Annotated in this window: 16 protein-coding genes; 6 read left to right on the top strand and 10 right to left on the bottom strand. The window is 62.3% G+C overall.

The window, feature by feature from the left end; translation table 11 throughout:
• Nucleotides 1–355 precede the first annotated feature (355 nt).
• The 6 genes from AWB78_RS12500 to AWB78_RS12475 all read right to left on the bottom strand — a co-directional run bounded on the left by AWB78_RS12500 (nucleotide 356) and on the right by AWB78_RS12475 (nucleotide 7,160).
• On the bottom strand, nucleotides 356–1,270 hold the full coding sequence (locus AWB78_RS12500; protein WP_062604891.1) for a DUF2950 domain-containing protein: 915 nt from the start codon (nucleotides 1,268–1,270) through the stop codon (nucleotides 356–358).
• Nucleotides 1,271–1,281: 11 nt separating this feature from the next.
• Complete coding sequence (locus AWB78_RS12495) at nucleotides 1,282–2,952, bottom strand: DUF3300 domain-containing protein (protein ID WP_232477676.1); 1,671 nt, start codon at nucleotides 2,950–2,952, stop codon at nucleotides 1,282–1,284.
• A gap of 188 nt (nucleotides 2,953–3,140) precedes the next feature.
• Nucleotides 3,141–3,536: a tautomerase family protein gene (locus tag AWB78_RS12490; RefSeq protein ID WP_062604890.1), complete on the bottom strand. Its 396-nt coding sequence runs from the start codon at nucleotides 3,534–3,536 to the stop codon at nucleotides 3,141–3,143.
• Nucleotides 3,537–3,590: 54 nt separating this feature from the next.
• Nucleotides 3,591–4,835, bottom strand: a complete 1,245-nt coding sequence (locus AWB78_RS12485) for a complex I 51 kDa subunit family protein (protein WP_062604889.1) — start codon at nucleotides 4,833–4,835, stop codon at nucleotides 3,591–3,593.
• 21 nt (nucleotides 4,836–4,856) lie between these two features.
• A complete protein-coding gene (locus tag AWB78_RS12480; protein WP_062604888.1) occupies nucleotides 4,857–6,506 on the bottom strand; it encodes an FAD-binding protein in 1,650 nt (549 codons plus the stop codon).
• Nucleotides 6,507–6,521: 15 nt separating this feature from the next.
• Nucleotides 6,522–7,160: a 4Fe-4S dicluster domain-containing protein gene (locus tag AWB78_RS12475; protein WP_062604887.1), complete on the bottom strand. Its 639-nt coding sequence runs from the start codon at nucleotides 7,158–7,160 to the stop codon at nucleotides 6,522–6,524.
• 106 nt (nucleotides 7,161–7,266) lie between these two features.
• Here AWB78_RS12475 and AWB78_RS12470 point away from each other — a divergent pair, with 106 nt between their 5' ends.
• A complete protein-coding gene (locus AWB78_RS12470; protein WP_062604886.1) occupies nucleotides 7,267–8,709 on the top strand; it encodes an anion permease in 1,443 nt (480 codons plus the stop codon).
• A gap of 97 nt (nucleotides 8,710–8,806) precedes the next feature.
• Here AWB78_RS12470 and AWB78_RS12465 read toward each other — a convergent pair whose 3' ends face one another.
• The 3 genes from AWB78_RS12465 to AWB78_RS12445 form a co-directional block, all read right to left on the bottom strand.
• Nucleotides 8,807–9,907 (bottom strand): DUF3300 domain-containing protein, encoded by a 1,101-nt coding sequence (locus AWB78_RS12465; protein ID WP_062604885.1) that lies wholly within the window; start codon nucleotides 9,905–9,907, stop codon nucleotides 8,807–8,809.
• 542 nt (nucleotides 9,908–10,449) lie between these two features.
• Nucleotides 10,450–11,253: a MipA/OmpV family protein gene (locus tag AWB78_RS12460; protein WP_062604884.1), complete on the bottom strand. Its 804-nt coding sequence runs from the start codon at nucleotides 11,251–11,253 to the stop codon at nucleotides 10,450–10,452.
• A 1,246-nt stretch (nucleotides 11,254–12,499) separates the two neighbouring features.
• Nucleotides 12,500–12,832: a hypothetical protein gene (locus AWB78_RS12445; protein WP_062604881.1), complete on the bottom strand. Its 333-nt coding sequence runs from the start codon at nucleotides 12,830–12,832 to the stop codon at nucleotides 12,500–12,502.
• A 587-nt stretch (nucleotides 12,833–13,419) separates the two neighbouring features.
• Between AWB78_RS12445 and AWB78_RS12440 the strand changes: the two genes are divergently transcribed.
• The 3 genes from AWB78_RS12440 to cysC all read left to right on the top strand — a co-directional run bounded on the left by AWB78_RS12440 (nucleotide 13,420) and on the right by cysC (nucleotide 15,191).
• Complete coding sequence (locus AWB78_RS12440) at nucleotides 13,420–13,689, top strand: hypothetical protein (RefSeq protein ID WP_157697497.1); 270 nt, start codon at nucleotides 13,420–13,422, stop codon at nucleotides 13,687–13,689.
• Nucleotides 13,690–13,810: 121 nt separating this feature from the next.
• Nucleotides 13,811–14,038: a hypothetical protein gene (locus AWB78_RS12435; RefSeq protein WP_062604879.1), complete on the top strand. Its 228-nt coding sequence runs from the start codon at nucleotides 13,811–13,813 to the stop codon at nucleotides 14,036–14,038.
• A 577-nt stretch (nucleotides 14,039–14,615) separates the two neighbouring features.
• Nucleotides 14,616–15,191, top strand: a complete 576-nt coding sequence (cysC, locus tag AWB78_RS12430; RefSeq protein ID WP_062604878.1) for an adenylyl-sulfate kinase — start codon at nucleotides 14,616–14,618, stop codon at nucleotides 15,189–15,191.
• A gap of 132 nt (nucleotides 15,192–15,323) precedes the next feature.
• Here cysC and AWB78_RS12425 read toward each other — a convergent pair whose 3' ends face one another.
• The gene (locus AWB78_RS12425; protein ID WP_157697493.1) at nucleotides 15,324–16,487 is read right to left on the bottom strand and encodes a sulfotransferase family protein; all 1,164 of its coding nucleotides are present in this window, start codon (nucleotides 16,485–16,487) and stop codon (nucleotides 15,324–15,326) included.
• An 831-nt stretch (nucleotides 16,488–17,318) separates the two neighbouring features.
• Here AWB78_RS12425 and hpnI point away from each other — a divergent pair.
• Both hpnI and hpnJ read left to right on the top strand, forming a co-directional pair.
• Nucleotides 17,319–18,578, top strand: a complete 1,260-nt coding sequence (hpnI, locus tag AWB78_RS12420) for a bacteriohopanetetrol glucosamine biosynthesis glycosyltransferase HpnI (protein WP_082883297.1) — start codon at nucleotides 17,319–17,321, stop codon at nucleotides 18,576–18,578.
• 36 nt (nucleotides 18,579–18,614) lie between these two features.
• Complete coding sequence (gene hpnJ / locus AWB78_RS12415; protein WP_062604923.1) at nucleotides 18,615–20,036, top strand: hopanoid biosynthesis associated radical SAM protein HpnJ; 1,422 nt, start codon at nucleotides 18,615–18,617, stop codon at nucleotides 20,034–20,036.
• The last annotated feature ends 3 nt before the right edge of the window (nucleotides 20,037–20,039 follow it).

The raw sequence follows: 20,039 nt of genomic DNA, 5'->3' as shown, positions 1-20,039 counted from the left end.
TGGCGGTTTGCGTCGAATTCATGGGCGGATACAGGTTGTTTGGGGTCGAATCCGCGCGTGTGTTGGCGATCACGCGATGGACGCGAACAACAGTCCGATCGTTCGATGTCGGCAAACGCCAGACATTTCAGGCGCCGTTAGAGGAGCGCACGTGCTTTCTCGGAACGAGATAACTTCAGACCAAGATGATTCGGCCGAATGGATGGCGCATTGCAAAAAGGTCGCGCCGTTCATAGCTGGGCGAACTGATCCAGATCGGACGGCTGCGGGCATCGCACATGAGTTCCCGCGTGACGCGACTCGACATCGAAGCCTATGGCGCAAGCACCCGGCCAGAGGACCGTCCGCAGCCCCCTCAAGGCGAGATTTTTTCCCATCCCGGTCCCGGATCGAAGGTCGTCATCGCCTGGGCCTTCTTCGCGCTCTCCGGGCCGAGGTCACGCTCGTAGACCTGGCCATCGTGGCTCACCATGAAGGTCTTGATGCCCGTATCGCCGTAATGGGCGGGCCACGCGACCACGGCGAAGCCGCCGAAGAGACGCCCGTTGACCATGTAACCGTATGCGCCACCAGGCGCATGGGGGCCTTGAGCGCGAAGCAGCTTGTAGTGATAGCCGTAATAGCCGGCCTCCGTCGCATTGCTTGCCCCCGCGGTCTCGAACGCGGCGCCAAGCGGACTCGAATCCTCTTCGGATCCGCTTGGCCAGTAGAGCCCGTCATGCCTGCCCGGCCTGCTCGCGAACCTGTCGGCGTAGACGTAGACCTTGCTGCCATCGTGATAGGTCGATGCATAGTCGCGCTGGGCATCGTAGATCGCGAGCATCGTCTGGATCACGGCGAGCTCGTTGCGTCCGATACGGCGCAGACGCATTTCGTCGGACCCGGCGCGCATGTCGAAGTGCCAGCCCTGCGCCGTCTTCATGAGGGGAATGGGGAGCGTCCATCCATCCTTGCCCACGGCGATCTCGGCATGGTCTCCGCCGTTCGCTCGGATCGTGTGCGACGTCTGCCACTCGCTCAGGAACTTGTCGCGCAATTCCGCGCCCACGGGAGGGATCAATGCGCGGAAGTCATCGCCCAGCAACGCCTTCAGCTCGGTCTCGTCATTGTTGGCGACGGCCGTTCCGAAGGCGTCCATCGCTGCTTCGGGCGACTGGAAGTACGACTGCGCGCTCATGGCCGGAAGCGGTGCGAGGCCAAGCGCCAGCGCGACCATCATCGCAGCCCGGAATCGGGTCAGCGCGGCATTGACACGCGAAAGTCCGTTCATGCTCATTCTCCTTATCGCCGGCCACCACCACGGCCACCGCCACCGCCGCCACCGCCCGCACGGCCGTAGCTCGACGACTGAACACTCGATCGCCCACGGTTGTAGTCGCGCTGCGCCGCGCCGCCTCCGCCCACGCCCTGGAACGCGGTATCGCGACCGCCGCCCGAGTAGCCGCCTCCCCCGTAGCCGGGTTGAGCACTCGGCGCACCGCCACGACTGGGCGCCTGTGCGCGGTTCGGCGCCTGGGCGCGATTGCCGGCTTCAGCATTCCGATTGGACGCCTGAGCGCGATTGCCCGCCGCGGCGTTGCGATTGGCGGCTTCCGCACGATTGCCTGCCGCCGTCTCACGACCGGGCGCCGCCGTCCCACGATTGGGCGTCGCGGCCCGATTAGCCGCGCCGGCGGTGTTCGCAGCCCCGGCCCGGTTGCCGGCGTTGGCGTTGTTTCCGCGCGCCGCACGGTTGGCAGCCGATGGACTGCCTGCCGCCGCCCGATTGGTCGCGCCGGCACGCTCGGCCGCGCCGTCGGTGCGGCCGCGATAGTCGCGCCGCGCATCGGCGCCCTGCACGCCTTGCGAGTACTTCTGGCGTGTCGCGTTGTCGCGGTAGGCGACGCCCTGACGGTGCCGCGCATCATGCTGCCACCGCCCGCTGCTCTGCACGTTGGCGCGATTGAAGTTGCGGTCGATGTTGGTGGCCCTGTTGACGTTGATGTTCACGTCGCCGCTATTCCAGTTGCAACCGCCGAAGATCGCGCCAGCCGCCGCAATGCCCAGGCCCCATGCGAATCCGCTCGCGAGGGCAGCTCCGGGGTAGTACGCCGGATAGGGTGGCCAGTATGTCGGCGGGTAAGCCGGCGCGCTCCAGCCGCCATAGACGACAGTCGGGTTGTAGGACGGAACATAGATGACCTGCGGGTCCGACGGTTCGATGCGCACGATGGTCTGAGGCGCCTGAGCCGCTTGTCCCCCCGGCGCGGGCTGTCCGCCAGCGGGGGGCGCTTCGACGATCACCTTCTGCTGCGGATTCGACGTCAGATTTCCTGCCTGCTGCGCGCGGATTCTCAGCCGCTGGACCGCGGCAAGCACATCCTTCTCCTGCGCAAGGAACGCGTCGCCGAGCCGTTGAGTCCAGTCGAGCTTGTCGTTCATCGGCTGGAGCACCTGAGGAAATGCAACCAGAGACTTGACGCTGACATCCCACGGCTGGTCCTGCACCGCCTTTACCGCGGCGTCGCCTTTCAGGTCGCGGTGCTCCTTCACCCAGCGCGCGGCGTGCACCACTTCGAGCGGATAGGTCGACGCCATCAGAACCTGCGACAGCAGCGAATCCGGATAGAGCGCGATGGGTGCCACCAGCGCTTCGAGCTCTTCGGGTGGGTATTGCTGGCCTTGAGGCGGAACCTGAGGCTGGGCGACCGACGCCGGCGCAGGAGCCGCGGCCGATGCGGGGAGCGGAGGTATCGCCGCGGCTACCGCCGGGGACGCAAGGGAGGCCGGATTTGCCGCTGAGGCTGCCTGGGTAGGAACGTCCTGACTCTGTTGTTTCTGACAGCCTGCCGAAAACGCGAAGACAAGGGCGGCGCTCAGCAGTCGTGCAATCCATATCGCCATGGCCACTCCCCATTGATTCCGCCCGGCGGCGAAATGATCGTTGACCGTCAAGCAGTCGGCTTCAGCCATGCGCCCGCGAACGCATGGTGGGCAATCAGAGTAACGATGCACGCATTGACCCGTTCATGCTAATCATAGGCAACGGTTCTTCGATGCGCCGCCGAAAAGCGATCGAACGCGCAGCGAAGGCTGCACGCGAATCGGTCTGCAATCCGGATCACGCGCCGACATCGCGCCGACAGCCCGCTTCCGCTCCCTCACTGCTCGCCCGGCTCCCATTCCGGGCTAAAACCCCCGAGCGACGGGTGATACATCTCGTCTCCCGAGTGCTGGGTGAACTCGACGTTGAGCCGGTCCTCGCGCAGACCCAGGATCTCGGCGCAAAGCGCACAAAGCGCTTTCGCCAGCGCCATGCGCAGCTCAGGCGGCCGTCCTTTCCTGATGTCCAGCATCATCACGGACACGGGCAACGGCTCCCCGTCCGGCTCCGCGATGCGCCAGACGCCATCGGCGCCGAGTTCGCGTATGGCCACGCTGATTCTCCGGATATCGACAGACATCATGCTGGAGTAGGTCTCGCTCATCTTCGCGGCGAGCCGCTTTTTCTGCTCCGCCGAGTAGTGGCCGTTCACATCGAGTTGCAAGTAAGGCATGGTGTCCGGCTCCCGGCAAAAGGCTGTCCGCGTGATGCGCGATGGCACAGGCGTCTACGCCATCAGCAGCGCCTCGTACTCGTCGCGGAACTGGTTGACGGAACTCTCCACCACCGTCACCGCACCGTCGATAAGACCGCAGCGCCCGCTGCCGGGAAGAATGCGGCACAGGTTCTCCAGGGCGTCCATATCGGCGCGCACGCCGCGGCCCGTGTCGATCCGGTTGAGCAGCTGCATCAGCTGGAAGGTGCCGCCCTTGCACGGCGGACACTGGCCGCATGAACCCTGGGCGAAGAAACTCACGTACTCGGCGACCTTGCGCACGATGCTGGTTCCCTCCGACACGACGATCATCGCGCCGGTCCCGAGGCGTGAACGGCGCTGCTGCACCGAGTCGAAGTCCAGCGGGACGTCGAGATCGCGCTTCGTCAGCAAGGTATTCGAGGGACCGCCCGTGAAGACCGCCTTGAACTGCTTGCCCTGCAACATGCCGCCGCCATGCTCGAAGACGAGCGATTCGAGACGCGTGCCCATCGGCAGTTCGTAGAGACCCGGATGCAGCACGTCGCCCGAGAGCGAGTAGAGCTTGGTTCCGGCCGCGTCTCCGACGCCGAGATCCCGATACCACTGCGCCCCGTGGCGAAGAATCCCCGGCACGTGAGCAAGCGTTTCGGCGTTGTTCACGACGGTCGGCGCGCCATGCACGCCCTCTTCAGCCGGGAACGGCGGCTTGCGGCGCGGAAACGGAAAGCCGCCCTGCACGCTCGCGATCACGGCGGTTTCCTCTCCGCCGATGTAAAGCCCCGAGCTCGGCACGACGCCAAGCGAAACCGTGCCGCCGACTGCTTGCTCGATCGCGGCAAAGAGCGCGTGCGCCTGCCATTGCTGCACAGCCTGCCGAGTCGCCGCGAGAGCCAGCTGCTGATGCGGGTTGACGTACAGGACGACGTGGTTCGCGCGGGTCGCCAGCGCGGCGATGAGCGCGCCCTCGATCACCTGATGCGGTGTGTGTTCCAGAAGGAATCGGTCCTTGAAGGTGCCGGGCTCGTCTTCGTTGCCGTTGCAGATGATGTATTTGTCGCCGTCACGCGCGGCGGCAACCGGCGTCCATTTGCGATGGGTCGCGAACCCGGCGCCTCCCATCCCGCGCAAATCCGCCGAGGCGATTTCAGCGATGATCGCGGTCGGATCCTCCAAAGCCCTCGCGAGCCCCGCGCCGCCCTCATGCGCGAGCCACGCACCGAGGTCTGCGCCGACGCGGAAATCGTCCCTCAGAAGAACCTGATTCAGCTTGTCCATCTTCGCGCTCCGTGGATCGCTTCACCGGATGCCTTCGGGCACGCTCCCGCGCGCGTGCGTGCGCAGGCCGGCGTCGGCTCGCAGATCGAAGTGGGCGTAGCCGGGAAAGAGCTGCGGCGCTTTCACATGCAAGGGCAGTCCGGCCAGGGTCAGCTCGCGCTGCCACGCGTGGACGTGACCGATTCCGGCGCGGCTCGCTTCGAAGCGTCCCGGCAATTGCGCCGACCTGGCCCCGGCGCGGCGTCCCATGCTCAGGATATCGAGCAGCGCGTTGCCCATCAGCCGGTTGCGCCCGTGTATCCCGCCCGTGACCTCGCCGACGCAATAGAGGCCGTGCACGCTCGTCGCGCCGTCCTTGTCGATGGCCACGCCGCCGTTCTGGTAATGCAATGTCGGATAGACGAGGAACGGCTCCTCGGCTGCATCGTGACCGCACTTGTGCGCGAGATGGCGCAGTGTCACGAGGCGCTTCTCGAGGATGCCGGGGTTCTCCAGTTCGAGCGTCGGCGTATCGAGGAACACGCCGACCTGACCGTCGCGTACGATTCCGCGCCCTTCTTCGCATTCGCGCAGGATCGCCGAAGCCACGACATCGCGCGGCTTGAGTTCGTCCACGAAGCGCTCACCCTCGCCGTTGATCAGCTTCGCGCCCGCGGAGCGCGCCGCTTCCGAGATGAGCCCGCCCGCGAGATGTCGCGGATACGCGATGCCGGTGGGGTGATACTGGAACGAGTCGAGCTCGCGCAGATGCGCGCCCAGGCGATAGGCCAGCACGAGCCCGTCCGCCGTGGCGCCGTAGTGATTGGACGTCGGAAAGGCGTTGAGATGCAGCCGCCCCGCGCCGCCGGTGGCGAGGATCACCGCATGCGCGCGCACCAGCGAGAAGGTGCGCCATTCGAGGTTGTAGATCACCGCCCCGGCGCAGCGCCCGCGCTCGTCGGACAGCAGCTCGACGACGGGGCAGCGGTTCCACACCTCGATGCCCGGCTCGAGCTCCACGGCCTCGCGCAGCACGCGCATCATCTCCAGCCCCGTGTAGTCACGATAGGAAAGGATGCGCGCCGCCGACGCGCCGCCGGGCTTCTTGCGCAGCAGGTTGCCGCCGATGGGCTGATCCTCCTCCTGGTCGAACGTCATGCCGAGACGGATCAGCCAGCGAATCACGTCGGGGCCATCCATCACCATCTGCGCAACGAGCTCGCGGTCGCCGCAAAAATGCCCGGCGCGCAACGTGTCCTCGAAGTGCAACTGGGGACTGTCGTCATCGCCGACGGCAGCCTGGATGCCGCCTTCGGCCATGACGGTATTGCTGTCGCCCAGACGCAGCTTGGTGGCGAGGATCACTCTCGCGCCCTGCCTCGCGGCGGTGAGCGCGGCGGCACATCCACCGCCGCCTCCGCCCACCACCAGCACGTCGGTGGACGTGAGCTGCGCACCGGCGAGGTCGACGTCGTCGATCAGCGCATTGGCTTGAAGGTAACCGGCGAGATCGGGCTGACACGGCTCTCCGCGATTCACCCCGACGCTCAGTGCCACTCGCGCATGGGCGCCATGATCCGGGTGATAGGCCTTGAGAAGCGCATCGATGGACGTGTCGTCCTTGCGTGCCGGCGGCGTCGCACCGGGGCGATAGCGCTGGCGCGCGTCTTCGTAGGGTATGCCGGCAGCCATGATCGGTCGGTCCTGTCAGCGTGGCGGCTGCGCGCCCGGCGCATCGAAATCGATCTTCATCTCGCCGCTCTCGATCTGCTGCAGCCGTAGCATGAGGTTGGCCGGCCGCAACGACAGCGCCGAGATCATCCGACGCACGAAGAGGCCGAGATGGTTGGGTTGAATATGCTCGGGACACGCCAGCGTGCAGAGATTGCACATCACGCATTCATCGAAAACCTGGCCGGATGCGGCCAGCTTGCCCTCCACGGCGAGGTTCACGCCGCGCTGGACGTCGAGATGCTTCGGACAGGCGCGATCGCAACCGCTGCAGTGACGGCAATGAGGTGCTTCCGGAAATACTTCAGAGATCGCGCGCAGCGTCTGCCAGCTGTCGCTGAAATCGTCCATGCGATACACATGGCGTGACGCAATGGCGAAGTAGTCGAGAAAGGCGACTTGCATCCCTTCTTCGATCAGGGTCTCGCAGGCGAGCGCGGTCGTCACCTCTTGCTGGCCGCTTCGCCGGACCATCACGCGGCATGAGCCGCATACGCCCTGTCCCATGCAGCCGACGCCCTCGACGAGCGTCTGCCCAGCATGCACGATGGCCTGCAGGATCGAGCAGTTCGCGGGGGCTTCGACCTCGCGCCCTTCAATGCTCAGGCAAACCATCTTCGCGCACTCGGTTCTTGTGCGGCACTGCCCCCGCACTGGCGAATTCGGAAAAATCGACATATAAACCTTAGCACACGGGTGATTATTTCCAAGCGGAGGACGCATGAAGACGTTCTGGAAAGCGCTTGCGCCACTCATCGTGGTGGTTCTGATTGCGATCATCCCCGCGCCCGAGGGACTGGCTCAGCACGCGTGGTATTACTTCGCGATCTTCGCGGGCGTGATCGTCGGGCTGATGCTGGAGCCGATCCCGGGCGCGGCCATCGGGCTCATCGCCGTGACGCTCGTGTCGGTGTTCTGCGAGTGGGTGTTCTTCAGTCCCGAACAGCTCGCGAAGCCGGGCTTCAATGTGGCGACCGCGAGCCTCAGCTGGGCGCTCTCCGGATTCTCGAACGGCACGGTGTGGCTCATCTTCGGCGCCTTCATGTTCGCGCTCGGCTACGAGAAGACGGGCCTCGGCCGCCGCATCGCACTCATGCTCGTCAAGGCGATGGGCCGCAAGACACTCACCCTCGGCTATGCGGTGATGGTCGCGGACATGCTGCTCGCGCCATTTACGCCCTCCAACACGGCGCGCAGCGGCGGGACCATCTTCCCTGTGATCCGCAATCTGCCGCCGCTATACGATTCGAAGCCGAACGATCCCTCGGCGCGCCGGGTTGGCTCGTACATCATGTGGACGGCCATCGCCACGACATGCGTGACGAGCTCGATGTTTCTGACCGCGCTCGCCCCCAACCTGCTGGCTGCCGAGCTCATCAGAAAGACCGTTCACGTCGATCTGGGCTGGACGCGATGGTTCCTGGCGATCGCACCGGCGGGCATCATCCTGCTGCTGGCGGTGCCGCTGCTCACCTACGTGCTCTATCCTCCCGAAGTCAAGCAGGGCACGGAAGTGCCCGCGTGGGCCTCGCAGCAGTTGAAAGAGATGGGGCCGCTCTCGCGGCGTGAGCTGACGCTTGGCGTGCTGGTGCTCGTTGCGCTCGGGCTCTGGATCTTCGGCGAGAAGTTCGTCAATCCCACGACTGCAGCACTGATGGTGATCGCGCTCATGCTGGTCACGAAGGTCGTGACCTGGGACGACATGCTCGCAAACAAGCAGGCTTGGAACACGTTCACGTGGTTCGCGACGCTGGTCGCGCTGGCCGACGGGCTGAGCAGAACCGGCTTCGTGAAATGGTTCGCGTCCATGATGGCGGCGCACATGAGCGGTGTCGCGCCGACCATGGCGGCGGTGGTCCTCATACTGATCTTCTTTTTCACGCACTACATGTTCGCGAGCGTCACCGCCCATACGACGGCGATGCTCCCGGTCATGCTGACGGTGGGCTCGACCATTCCCGGCATGCCGATGGAGGCGTTCGCGCTGATGCTGGCTCTGACGCTCGGCATCATGGGCATTCTCACGCCCTATGGCACCGGGCCGAGCCCGGTCTATTTCGGCAGCGGCTATCTGCCCGCCGCGGATTACTGGCGGCTGGGCGCGATCTTCGGCGTCGTCTTCATCGTCGTGTTTCTTTTGATCAGCGTCCCCATTCTTCTTTGAGGCATCGCCACGAAGCTCGACGATCGAGGCTCCTGCACGCGGGTCCAGGATGCGTCACGATCTGAGTCGACGCGACGACAGGCTCATGGAACGTCTCCTATCGACGGCCCACGCGGCCGCCTCCGCCGAATCCACCGCGGCCTCCGCCGGAAAAGCCGCCGCCCTGGAAGTTGCGGCCGCCCTGCCCGCCCGAGATCGACTGCCGGCTCGCCGCGCCGCGCGCGCTGTCCGCCCGCGCGCCCTGAGCGGACCCGTAGCCGCTGAAGGCGTCGCCGCCGCGTCCCTGAAGGTTGCCGTTGCCCTGCCCGCGTGGCGTCTGCGCGGCGGACGGCGCCCGCGCACCAGCCCGCTCACCGCCGCCGGACGCGCCGACGTTGCCGGCGTTGGCGCGCGACGGCGCATCGCCGACGCGCTGCGATGCGGCGCGCGTGCTGGTGCCCGACACCTGCCCGGGCTTCTTCTCCGAACGCCACTGCGTCGTGCGCTGCGAGCCGGACGTCCCGTTCGCCGAGCGGTTCGCGGCGCGATTGCTCACTTCGTTCCTGACCTCCGTGCGATTGACGTTACTCTCGCGATTGATGTTGATCGTGTTGTTGCCGCCCTCGTAGTGCGACACATAGTGCCCGCCGTTCCACGCCGCCGTGATCGCCGCGCCCCAGATCAGACCCGTTGCGAAAGCCGCGCCCGGCGCGTAGGGATAGTAGTAGACGGGATAAGGCGCAGGCCAGTAGGTGTACACCGGCGTCGGGCTGGCGATGACGACCGTCGACGGGTTGTACTGCGGCACGTAGATCACTTCGGGGTTGGACGGCACGATCTTGATGACTTCCTTTTCGACGACCACCGTCTGCTTGTCGTCCGTCCTGAGGTTCCCTGCCGATTGCGTCTGGCGCCGGAAACGCTGGACCGCCTGCAATACAGCGCTTTGGTCCGCTACCACGGCTTCTCCGAGCGCGACTGTCCAGTCGAGGTCGGCGCTCATTCTCTTCAAGACTTCGGGGTAGTTCAGCAGCGCCTTGACGGGGTCCTGCCATGCTTCGTTGATCGGCAAGTCCTTCTCGGTTTTTCTGCGATCGAGAAACCGGTCGGCCTGAACGACTTCGACGGGATACGTGGACGCCGGAAGAATGATCGCAACGAGATCGTCGGGATAGAGTGCAATCGGACCGACGAGCCTGTCCAGCGACGCCGGATCCATCGCAAAGGTTTGCGGAGCGCTTGCCGCGGGCGCCGGCGCCGGCGCTGGAGCGACGGTGGGCGCACCGCTCTCCGGCGGCGTCGGAGGGACCGCGCACCCGCCTGCACACAGCGCCAATGCGATGAAAAGCCTGCTATAGCATTCACGCATATCTAGCACCACCAACACGGGCCATACCGCGCATTTTCTGGAGCCCGGCGGCACGCCCTAAGTCAAGCGCCGTTACCGGGCCGTCTCGTTTCTGAACAGCATCGGACTTCAACGCTCTTTCGATCCTGAGCGGTCATTGCGCACGAAAAACACGCGCCGCTCTGCTCACAGTATGTGAACGCTCGAGCGATTTCAAGGAAGCCGGGCCGTGCGTTCGCGTCGCAAGATATCGCTCATTGCCCGAACCGGTCACTCGCTTTCGACCGGATACGCGATCGGGCCCGCCGACCCGTAGTTGGCGAACCACGCCATGAACGGCGAGCGACTGCCGAAGCGCGGCTCCATGGGATTGTGGATCGCTCGCTACGATCAAGGACCGGGTTCGGCGCAGATCATTGGAAGGCATAGGCAATGCCGGCGCCGTATGTCAGTTGATTGCGCGTGCCGCGCTGCGTCACGATAGGGCTTGCTGCCGAGTCGCCCATCAGGCGCTGATAGTAGATCATCGCGCCCGCGTACCATTTCGGGCTGAGCTGGTAAATCCCGGCGATCCAGCCGGTAAGCTGATTGAGGCCGCCTCCGGGATTGAAGACCGGTAGTCCGCTGTTCTGAGCGTCCTCGGTCGTCACGCCGTAGTAGGTCTCGTTGAAGCCGCCGCTCACCCAGGTCGCCCCGGCTCCCCCTCCGATGAACACCCGCGTATGCAGCGGAAACCACGCGCTCGTATTGACCGAGACGCGTGCGCCCGTATAGACGGCTCCGGCATTTGTGACGACGGTCACCTCTCCTCGCAGGCGGTACGGCACGTCGCCGGCGTGGCTGTACTCGTAGCCGGCGAACCCGCCTCCTTCCAGCGTGTTGGAGACATCGTGGACCTGCGACACGACAGGGTCGTCGACATTCCGTCGTCCCAGACGCAGCGCCAACGCCGGCCCCCACTGGAACCCGGTCAGGCTCCCGAAGTTGTATTGCGCATAGGTTCCGTACCACTCGAACAGATGGCCGCCGCTCGTCACGTAGCGCATGCCCGGAAGCACGCCTACGATGCGGTCCTTCCCACCCGCATACTCGGTGGTCGAGCCGATCCCCACGCCAAAGAAATTCGGCAATGCATTCGACAAATCGACTGGACTCGCGCACGCACTGCTCAAGACAAACGAGGTACACGCTCCGGTGATCACTTTGAAGACTTTCACGGATTCTCGCTCCGGTCCGTGCAACGATATTTTCTTGGCAGGCGTTTCGATTTTCTAACTAATCGAATGAATCGAATCGATGCGCTCCGTCCCGCTAAAGGGGTCGATCGTTTCACCGAAGCTCGCCTCATGTTGATTTGCAGACTCGGGCTCATCGTTTTCGCCACTGCCTTCCTCGTTTGCTTCTGCCTCGATGTGCCTGCGGCGACGAAGCAGGCAGAACAACGCCACGGCGGTCGCGACGATCGTCGGCAGCGTTAGCTTCGTCTGGCGCTCATGCCGGGTTGGCGGCGAGACAGTTCTGCGTGGTGCGGCGCGCGTCAGTAGTAGATATCACAAGCGTCGCTCACTGACACTAACGCCAGGCTGACCCGTGGTCTCCACGCGGTGCAACGCCCGGACACTGAGCCGCGATCCGATGCTCTCGTTCGTGCGGGCGCATCCTGATCGCGTCTAATGAGCTGCCTGTTGGAGCACGTTCTGTAGATCAAGAATGCCCACCGGCTTGACCAGGTGGTGAGCGAACCCGGCCGCCTCGGACTTTGCCTTGTCCTCTTCCTGGCCGTATCCCGTATGCGCGACAAGCACAGCCCCCTTGCTGCCGGGCAAAGCCCGGAGCCGTCGCGCGAGCTCGTATGCGACCACGCTCGCTCCACGACCGACAGGTCATCGGGATGAACGAACTTCTTCCACTTCTGCCCCTCGGACGTCGAACGCGTCGCACCTGTGAAATCGTAAAAGTGCTTATTGTGAACACCGGCCCACGTTCGTAGTACCTGGACGTTCGACGCAATCGACGCTCGACAGTGGTGTGCCAAGGGCTTTTTGCCCTCCGCCGCGCACGCGCTTTTCGATGCCGGCGTGGAGTCCACGAAGAGGATCGTGAATCGCGTCGATCAGCGCTTCTCGCTCATATCCAAGTTCCGATGGGTGTTATTGCATATGGAACCGGAGCGAGGCTTGGCTGGTTGGTGAAAGAAGAGCCTATCGGGCTGCACGATTGCGATTGCGCGGACCCAGCGGCGCGCACGACGAATTCATTCCTCTTGGTCGCAGCGGGCAGAATCTACGGCGGATGGCGAAGCGGCTAGCACCGAAGAGCCAAAGCACGGCGAAGACCCACCCCTTGAGAGACACCGAGCTGCCGATTCACTCCCTATAGCGCCGTTCTTTCAAACGGAATCGGCCAACTGCACTCATTCACGAAAACCCGCCCGAAAGTGTCTTCGAAGAATTCAACGGCCCTTCAGTTTGACGCCGGAGACACTAGCGCTTTCGACAGGTACGGCGTTACGCCACGCCCCGCTTCCAGGACGCTGGTGAAATCGGCAGTCTGAAGTGCAGCGGTGTCAGCGCGCGCAATCGGACGCTTCCGCATGGCCCGGCTCAGGATGTGAGTCTTGTGCTGATAAAAGAGTTCGAGTTGTCCTGCATCCGATGCATGAGGCGCCAAGTCGAAAGCCTCCTCGAGCGCCCGGCGTGAGATATGAAAACGTTGAAGTCCACGAATCACGCGAACCTGGAACACGACCCCATCACCGTTGTGAGGGATGGCTGCCCAAACCAGCGCGCTGCCCATGACATGCCTCCATTTGGCTTCAAACCTGATTCAAAGCTTGTTGCCCTATGATGGCCTTCGAAAATACATTTCAAAAATACGACCGCCTGGCTTTGACATTTTTGCCACACGAGAAGTGTGAGCGTTGACTGTCACGACATCAGCTTATCGGCAAGCAGCGACCTGCATGCGCGGCTCAATGCGCCGCAGGACGGTCGCACGCTTATAGCGGCAAAAATCGTAGGCCGTGCAAAGGCGCACCTGACGCGGCGCGAGCGTGTCCAAGACACCGTCTAATGATCCGATTTAAGGGATCACCCAATAAAAGTAATAAAACATAACAAGTGCTGAAAATGACTCTTTTGAACGGTTAGTCTTACCTCAGATGTCCAGTTTTTGCGCAAGGCGATTAGCACGTTCGGTAAGTGGGCGCCCGGCCCGCTGCCCTCGCCAAGGCAAACCGGCAAATCCTCCGCCACGACTTCATCGCTCTTACCGGGCAGTCGGCCGCATCGATGACGGCTTACTTGAACTCGTCTGCGCATCTACGAGCTTCCGAAGGCGCGCCACAGAGCGCCGCCCGCCGATAAAGAACCTGAGACAAACCGATGACCCAAGTGCACGACATCACCTACAAAGGACACACCCTCACTGCAACTGCCCTGTCGGTCCATGACATGTACGCCGCGATGCTTATCGTGGGTACGCCGAGCGCCGGCCCGGAACGCAGCAGCATGTTCGGCAACTTCCCGAGCGCACTTTGCGCGGTCAGCTATGCGTTTGCATATGGCATGGCCGCTATCGACTCACGTCAAGCACCGACGTCCGAATGGCTGCGTTCGTCGACTTCGTCGTCCGACCTTCGACTGGCCGCGTAACCGCATCCCACCCGCCTGGAGCGCTCTTCGGCGCCCCGATGACTGCTTGATGAGCCGCGTCGACGGGCACCTCGGCCTCCATACGTCTCGTGTGTCCTGATTACTCGCAACGAGCCAACCCATGATCATCTATCACCGTGGCGCAGCCTTTCAACCGGCTGCCACTCCTGTCGGAAGCACCTTCATGGCGACGGCCTCCATCTTCGAGGAGGACGGCCACGCAACGTCCCTGGGCAAGCTAGGCTTGTTCGCGAACAAGGACGGTGCACTTGCTTTCGCCGTCCGTTGTGCGACCGCTTTCATCGACGGCGATGATATGCCGCTGCCGCCCTTCCAACTCGCTTCGTAAACGCGCAGCAACCCTGTCCCATCGCACGTCAGACTGTAGTGCCCTCTTCGACGCAAAATCAGTCCGACGAGAGGAACGACAGCTATCGGTATATCAACCTTTGCGCGCAGCTCCGCGCGCTGGCAAAGGTCGCCTTGCTGATTCAACGCGACCGCGCACGCAGCTTCGTGTCTGTCGGTTTGAAATGAACGGCCGAGCTATCTTCCTTTAGCCTCCGAGCCCTCGCGTTACTTTACGAATTCAAACTCGTCGAACGCCCAATTCTTCACTTCCACTTCGCTCAACGTTTCTTGTCCACAGTTTCTGTGGCTAACCCTGGGGATAACTCGGCTATCACCGTTTGTCCTGACGTCGGCCCACGGATAGACGGCCAGTGCCGGCTTCACCTCTCAACGGAAAGTTGGGTCAGGGATTATTTTGCTCTATCATCGCCAATGAGACTTCAACGGTAGACGGCATCACGCGTGTTATTTCGTCGGACCAACTGTATCCCCCTGGTCCGGCGAAGACTTGACGGAGTGAAGAAACTCACTGAAGAACAAGAGCCGTCTTACATGGAGTCAAACTAGTGGCCTACATGAACCCCGCAGCATCGCCTGGCAACGTAATGTTGTCACCGCGCATTCGCGCGGGCATCGTCGTCTGGCTAACAGGAATGTCGGGGGCCGGCAAGTCGACTATTGCCATGGCGCTTCGCCGCGCCATTGAGCCATCGTGCGATTTTGTCTGCATGCTGGACGGCGACGATCTGCGGCGCGGCGTGAATTCAGATCTGGGATTCTCGGACGCTGACCGACACGAGAACATCCGCAGGATCGGCGAGATCGCTGTGCTTCTCGCACGTCAGCGCGCAGTATGCATCGTCTCGGCGATATCGCCTTTCGAGGCCGACCGAAGGCTCGTCCGCCAGTTGACGGAGCCGCTGCCGTTTGTCGAAATCTTTATCGACACACCGTTGGACGTGTGCATGACTCGCGATCCAAAAGGACTGTACCGGCGCGCACTTCGAGGCGAAATCAGGCAATTGACCGGCTTTGACAGCCCATACGAAAAGCCTTCGTGTCCCGAGCTGACCATCGATACGTCACGATCCTGTGTCGATAGCTGCACTGCTCGGATAGTCGAATTCCTGAATGGTCTGGCAGGGGAGTGAAAGCGCGCCGCATCCGATGGATGATCGTGCGAACCGCACTTACGGTCTATCCGTAGAACAGGCAAACGCATTGCGTGCGTATTGCAGCTTCTCGATCAAGATCCTTCTCGGACAGGGTGCAAAGACCGGGTATCAAACGACGACCTCCTCGTCGATGTCGAAGTACGTCATATAGTCGCGATAACGTTCGCGCAATTCGTCCGGTCGCAACCCGAACTCCGCAAGCCGATAGACATTCTTTCCGTACCCCCCGGTCGGCTTGCGGGAGATCTGATCCTGCAGTCGCTTTTGAAAACCCGCAGTGATCTCAAGACCAAAGTGGTCGTAGATCCGCCGAATCGTCTCGAGCGGAGCTGCGGTTAGTGCCTTGTAATGGACATGGAAAACGCGGCTGTCCGCCCAGTCGCCTCGTGCAGCGCCTGCGATCATTTGCTGTGCGCCGTTCGCCCAGTCGGAACTGACCTGAAGTCCGATTGCGTCCTTGTCGGTGCGCCTCGAAAACGGGCGGCGCAGCACTTCCGTCAGGCTCGCCACCGATGGAAGCACCTTCACCGGGTCACGATGCGTGAAAATCAAACGCGCGTCCGGGTAGACCTCACGCAGCGCATCCATCGCAAACACGTGGTCCGGGCTTTTGAGCACCCAACGCGGCGTGCGCGGCCCTTGCAGATGCTGAAGAAAGCGCCGGTGCGTCCGGTACCCTTGAACATGGCCGGCCTGCTGCAGCCATCGTTTGTATGAGGGCACGTTATAGATCGTCTCGAACCGCAGACTGCGGAATACGTGCGCGGTGAATTCCGTGCATTCCTGCGGCGACAGCGCATCGAACGGATGCACGTTATGCAGGTCCGGCGCAAGCCGGTGAAAGAAGTTGATCTGACGCTGCACCTTCCGCGGGCCCGCACGGCGCCCGGATGCCGGATGATCCGGATACGGATAGATGGCCTGCCAACAACGTGGCGTAAAGCTCGCGTCGTCCTCGGCGAGCAGCGAGTGCAGGAACGATGAGCCGCTGCGGGGCATGCCGAGCACAAAGATCGGCTGGCTGACAGGCCGCTGGAGAATAGCCGGATCAGCGAGTTCGTGATCACGCAGGACCAACAGATTCGTGAGAAGGCGCAGGTTGTCCCAGTGCGTCGACACGCGACCGAAGAGGCTCAGGTCTGCTTCTTCATGGAGCGCCCACAGTAACTCGTTCAATGCGTCTTCGAACGGCTCGGAGCCGAAATCGTGAAGTCCCGTTTTCGCTTGCGCATTCGCCAGTAACTCGGCTGAGGAAAGCCGCGTGTTGGTCAACGCAAGGAGCGGACTGCCATGCATCTTGTGCATCAATGGCTTAAGCAAGGCACCTCCCCTTTCCTGCCGGTTGTATAGATGCTGCAGAAGCTATTTATCTATGGAATCACAACTTGCCGCGGGTGTCTTATCACTTCCAGGCAGAACGGCGAACGCGCGTGCCAAAGCTGTTGGCATGCTCGTGCGCATCCGATCACGGGTAAGGGGAAATCGCTTGAATTGCCTCTGCCCCATAAACGGCGCAGACCTTAGCTTAGTTCACTTACCGCAGAACGCAAAATAAGGTCTGCCGGTGCGGCGAGGCGGTAATGTTCACGTCGAAATGTAGTATAACGCCCATATCCATTGAATTTTCACTGGCTGGTCATCTCGATCTTGAAGCCACCTGTAACCAGTGAAATGCTGCAATCGAAGCGAGTGCCCGTTCGCTTGCTATCGAGCCGGGAAAGTCGTTTGCGCCATCGCGTTCAGTACGGACCGAGATTATTGTTCAAGAGACGACACCCGACCGCGAGGATGCAGCGTATCCTGTTTAGCCGCCTCGCTGTCTCGTGCCTGATCGCCCAGTCTGCAACATCGAGCAGTGAAAAGCTGGCCAGCGGCCGAGAGCGGAAAACCGCTCCATTCGTCCTATTGCGCAAGTTGTGGCGATCGGACCGGGTGAGAAAAACGACTTAAGCATTTCCTGAGCGAACCGACGCCAGCCTTCCGTTGATCTGCCTATCCGGGACAACATGATCCGTTGAGGAGTTCTCCCATGGAAAGCCCAACACCGATGGTCATGGAAAATGCGGCAAGGTTGACGTCGGCAGAAGGGTCGGAGGCGCTCGCATGATCTCGCATTCGGTTCCGATATCGGTTTGGGTACTCATCGCGCTGTGCAGTGCGGCGTCGTTGTACGCGACGCTCGTTGCACTCGTTCATCCGGGGTGGCGCACGTCAACCATCAGATCGCGCCGCAACGACGTCGACACCCAAGAGCGCGTGCATGGATCGGTAAGCGTGCTCAAACCGCTTTGCGGCGCGGAGCCGCGTCTGTATGAAAATCTCGCGACTTTCTGCACGCAGACCCATCCGTCCTACCAGCTCCTGTTCGGCGTCGCGAGCGAAACCGATCCCGCTGCGCGTGAGGTGCGAAAGCTGATGCGCGCTTATCCGCAGCTCGCTATCGAGCTCGTGGTCGATGCAACGCCGCACGGCCGCAATCGCAAGGTTAGCAATCTGATCAATCTCGCAGCGCGCGCGCGTCACGATGTGTTCGTGATTGCAGATAGCGACATCGCCGTCGAGCCGGACTATTTGATGCGGGTAACCGCGCCGCTCGCTGATGCAAACGTCGGCGTGGTCACATGCCTTTATCGGGGACGCCGTGTCGGCGGGTTCTGGGCGCGCATGGGCGTGCTCTTCATTGACAAGTGGTTTGCGCCGTCGGTCTACCTGGCAAAAACGCTCGGTGTGCAAGCCTTCGGCTTTGGCGCGACGATCGCGGTCAGGCGCGACGTGTTACTGAAGAGCGGTGGCCTGGAGGCGCTGCGCGATTGTCTCGCGGACGATTACTGGCTCGCCGAACGCGTGCGTCTCCTGGGTCTCCGTACAGTGCTGTCGGACGTGGTCGTGACAACGGATGTCATCGAGCGCGGCCTGCCCGCGCTCTGGCGACGCGAAACGCGTTGGCTTCGCACGATTCGTTCGGTCAATCGGCCAGGGTTCGCCTCTCTGTGCATAACGATCACAACACCCTGGCTATTGGCAAGCGCGTTGCTCAGCTTCGGCTTTGATTCGAGCGGCACAGACTTCACGCAAGCCACGGCGGACACCCTGGTCGATTTAAGCACCTCGTTCGGATTGAGCGCCCGCCTGTTGTTGCACTGGCGCAGCGCGCGTTCCGCGCGGAGGTTCTGGCGCGACCTTCCGCTCATTCCTGTGCGCGACGCATTGCTGCTGATCGAATGGTGCGCAGCGTGCTTCGGCTCCAGCGTGCTATGGCGTGATGCACGTGTACCCCTGCGCGCTTCACGCACGACAGACGACGTATGCGAACAGAATTCCGCTGCCGTCGCCAGTGGCAGCGATGCTCACGACGGCCGCTAACCTGCTTCCCCGGACCTTGCGAGAACTCGTACCATGATGCAAACGCTTTTTCTTCAAGCGCCGTCGTTCGACGGCTTTGACGGCGGCGCGGGTTCGCGCTATCAGGCCAAGCGGGAGATCCGCTCGTTCTGGTATCCGACGTGGCTCGCGCAGCCCGCCGCGCTCATTCCCGGCAGCCGCCTGATCGACGCACCCGCAGACGGTCTCTCGGTCGAGGAAACGCTGGACATCGCCGCGCGATATGAACTCGTCGTCATCCACACGAGCACGCCGTCGTTCCCGTGCGATGCATCGTTCGCCGAGCTTCTGAAGGCGCGCGCACCCTCCATTCTCATCGGCATGGTGGGCGCGAAAGTCGCCGTCGATCCGCATAACTCGCTGACCGCGACCAATGCTATCGACTTCGTGTGCCGGGAGGAATTCGACTACACGTGCAAGGAACTCGCCGAAGGTAAGCCGTTTGCGTCGATTCGCGGGCTTTCGTATCGCTTGCCGGACGGCTCCATCGAACACAACGAAGCGCGTCCGATCCTTGAAGACATGGACGAGTTGCCCTTCGTCGCGCCCATCTACAAGCGCGATCTGAAGATCGAGAACTACTTCATCGGCTACCTCAACTATCCCTATGTATCGATTTATACAGGGCGTGGATGCCGTTCACGCTGCACCTTCTGCCTCTGGCCTCAAACGGTGGGCGGCCATCGGTATCGGGTGAGGTCCGTCGAGAACGTATTGGCGGAAGTGAAGTGGATTCGCGACAACATGCCCGAAGTCAGAGAGATCATGTTCGACGATGACACCTTCACCGACTTCAGACCGCGCGTCGAAGAAATTGCGCGCGGTCTGGGGAAGCTCGGCGTTACGTGGTCATGCAACGCCAAGGCGAACGTGCCGTATCCCACACTCAAGATCATGAAGGAGAATGGCCTGCGACTGCTGCTCGTCGGTTATGAATCGGGAGATGACCAGATTCTGCTGAACATCAAGAAGGGCCTGCGCACCGATATCGCACGACGATTCGCCGATGACTGCCGCAAGCTCAACATCAAGGTTCACGGAACGTTCATCCTCGGTCTGCCGGGCGAGAGCAAAGAGACGATTGAAAAGACAATTCAGTACGCGAAGGAAATCAATCCCCACACGATCCAGGTGTCGCTCGCAGCCCCTTATCCGGGCACGAAACTCTACGAGCAGGCGGTCGAGAACGGCTGGCTGGCGGAAAGCAAAACCATCAATCTCGTCAGCAAGGAAGGCGTACAACTGGCGGCGATCGGCTACCCTCATCTGTCGCGCGAAGAGATCTATCACGAGCTCGAGCGCTTCTATAAGACCTTCTATTTCAGGCCCTCGAAGATATGGGAGATCGTGCGCGAGATGCTGACGAGCTGGGACATGATGAAGCGGCGTCTGCGCGAAGGGGTCGAGTTTCTCCGTTTTCTGCGCGCGCACGAGGCATGACGG

This window comes from Caballeronia calidae (assembly GCF_900044055.2).
Classification (GTDB): Bacteria; Pseudomonadota; Gammaproteobacteria; order Burkholderiales; family Burkholderiaceae; genus Caballeronia; species Caballeronia calidae.
The sequence above is the reverse complement of the archived record's forward strand: the minus strand, read 5'-3'. Positions and strand labels throughout refer to the sequence as shown.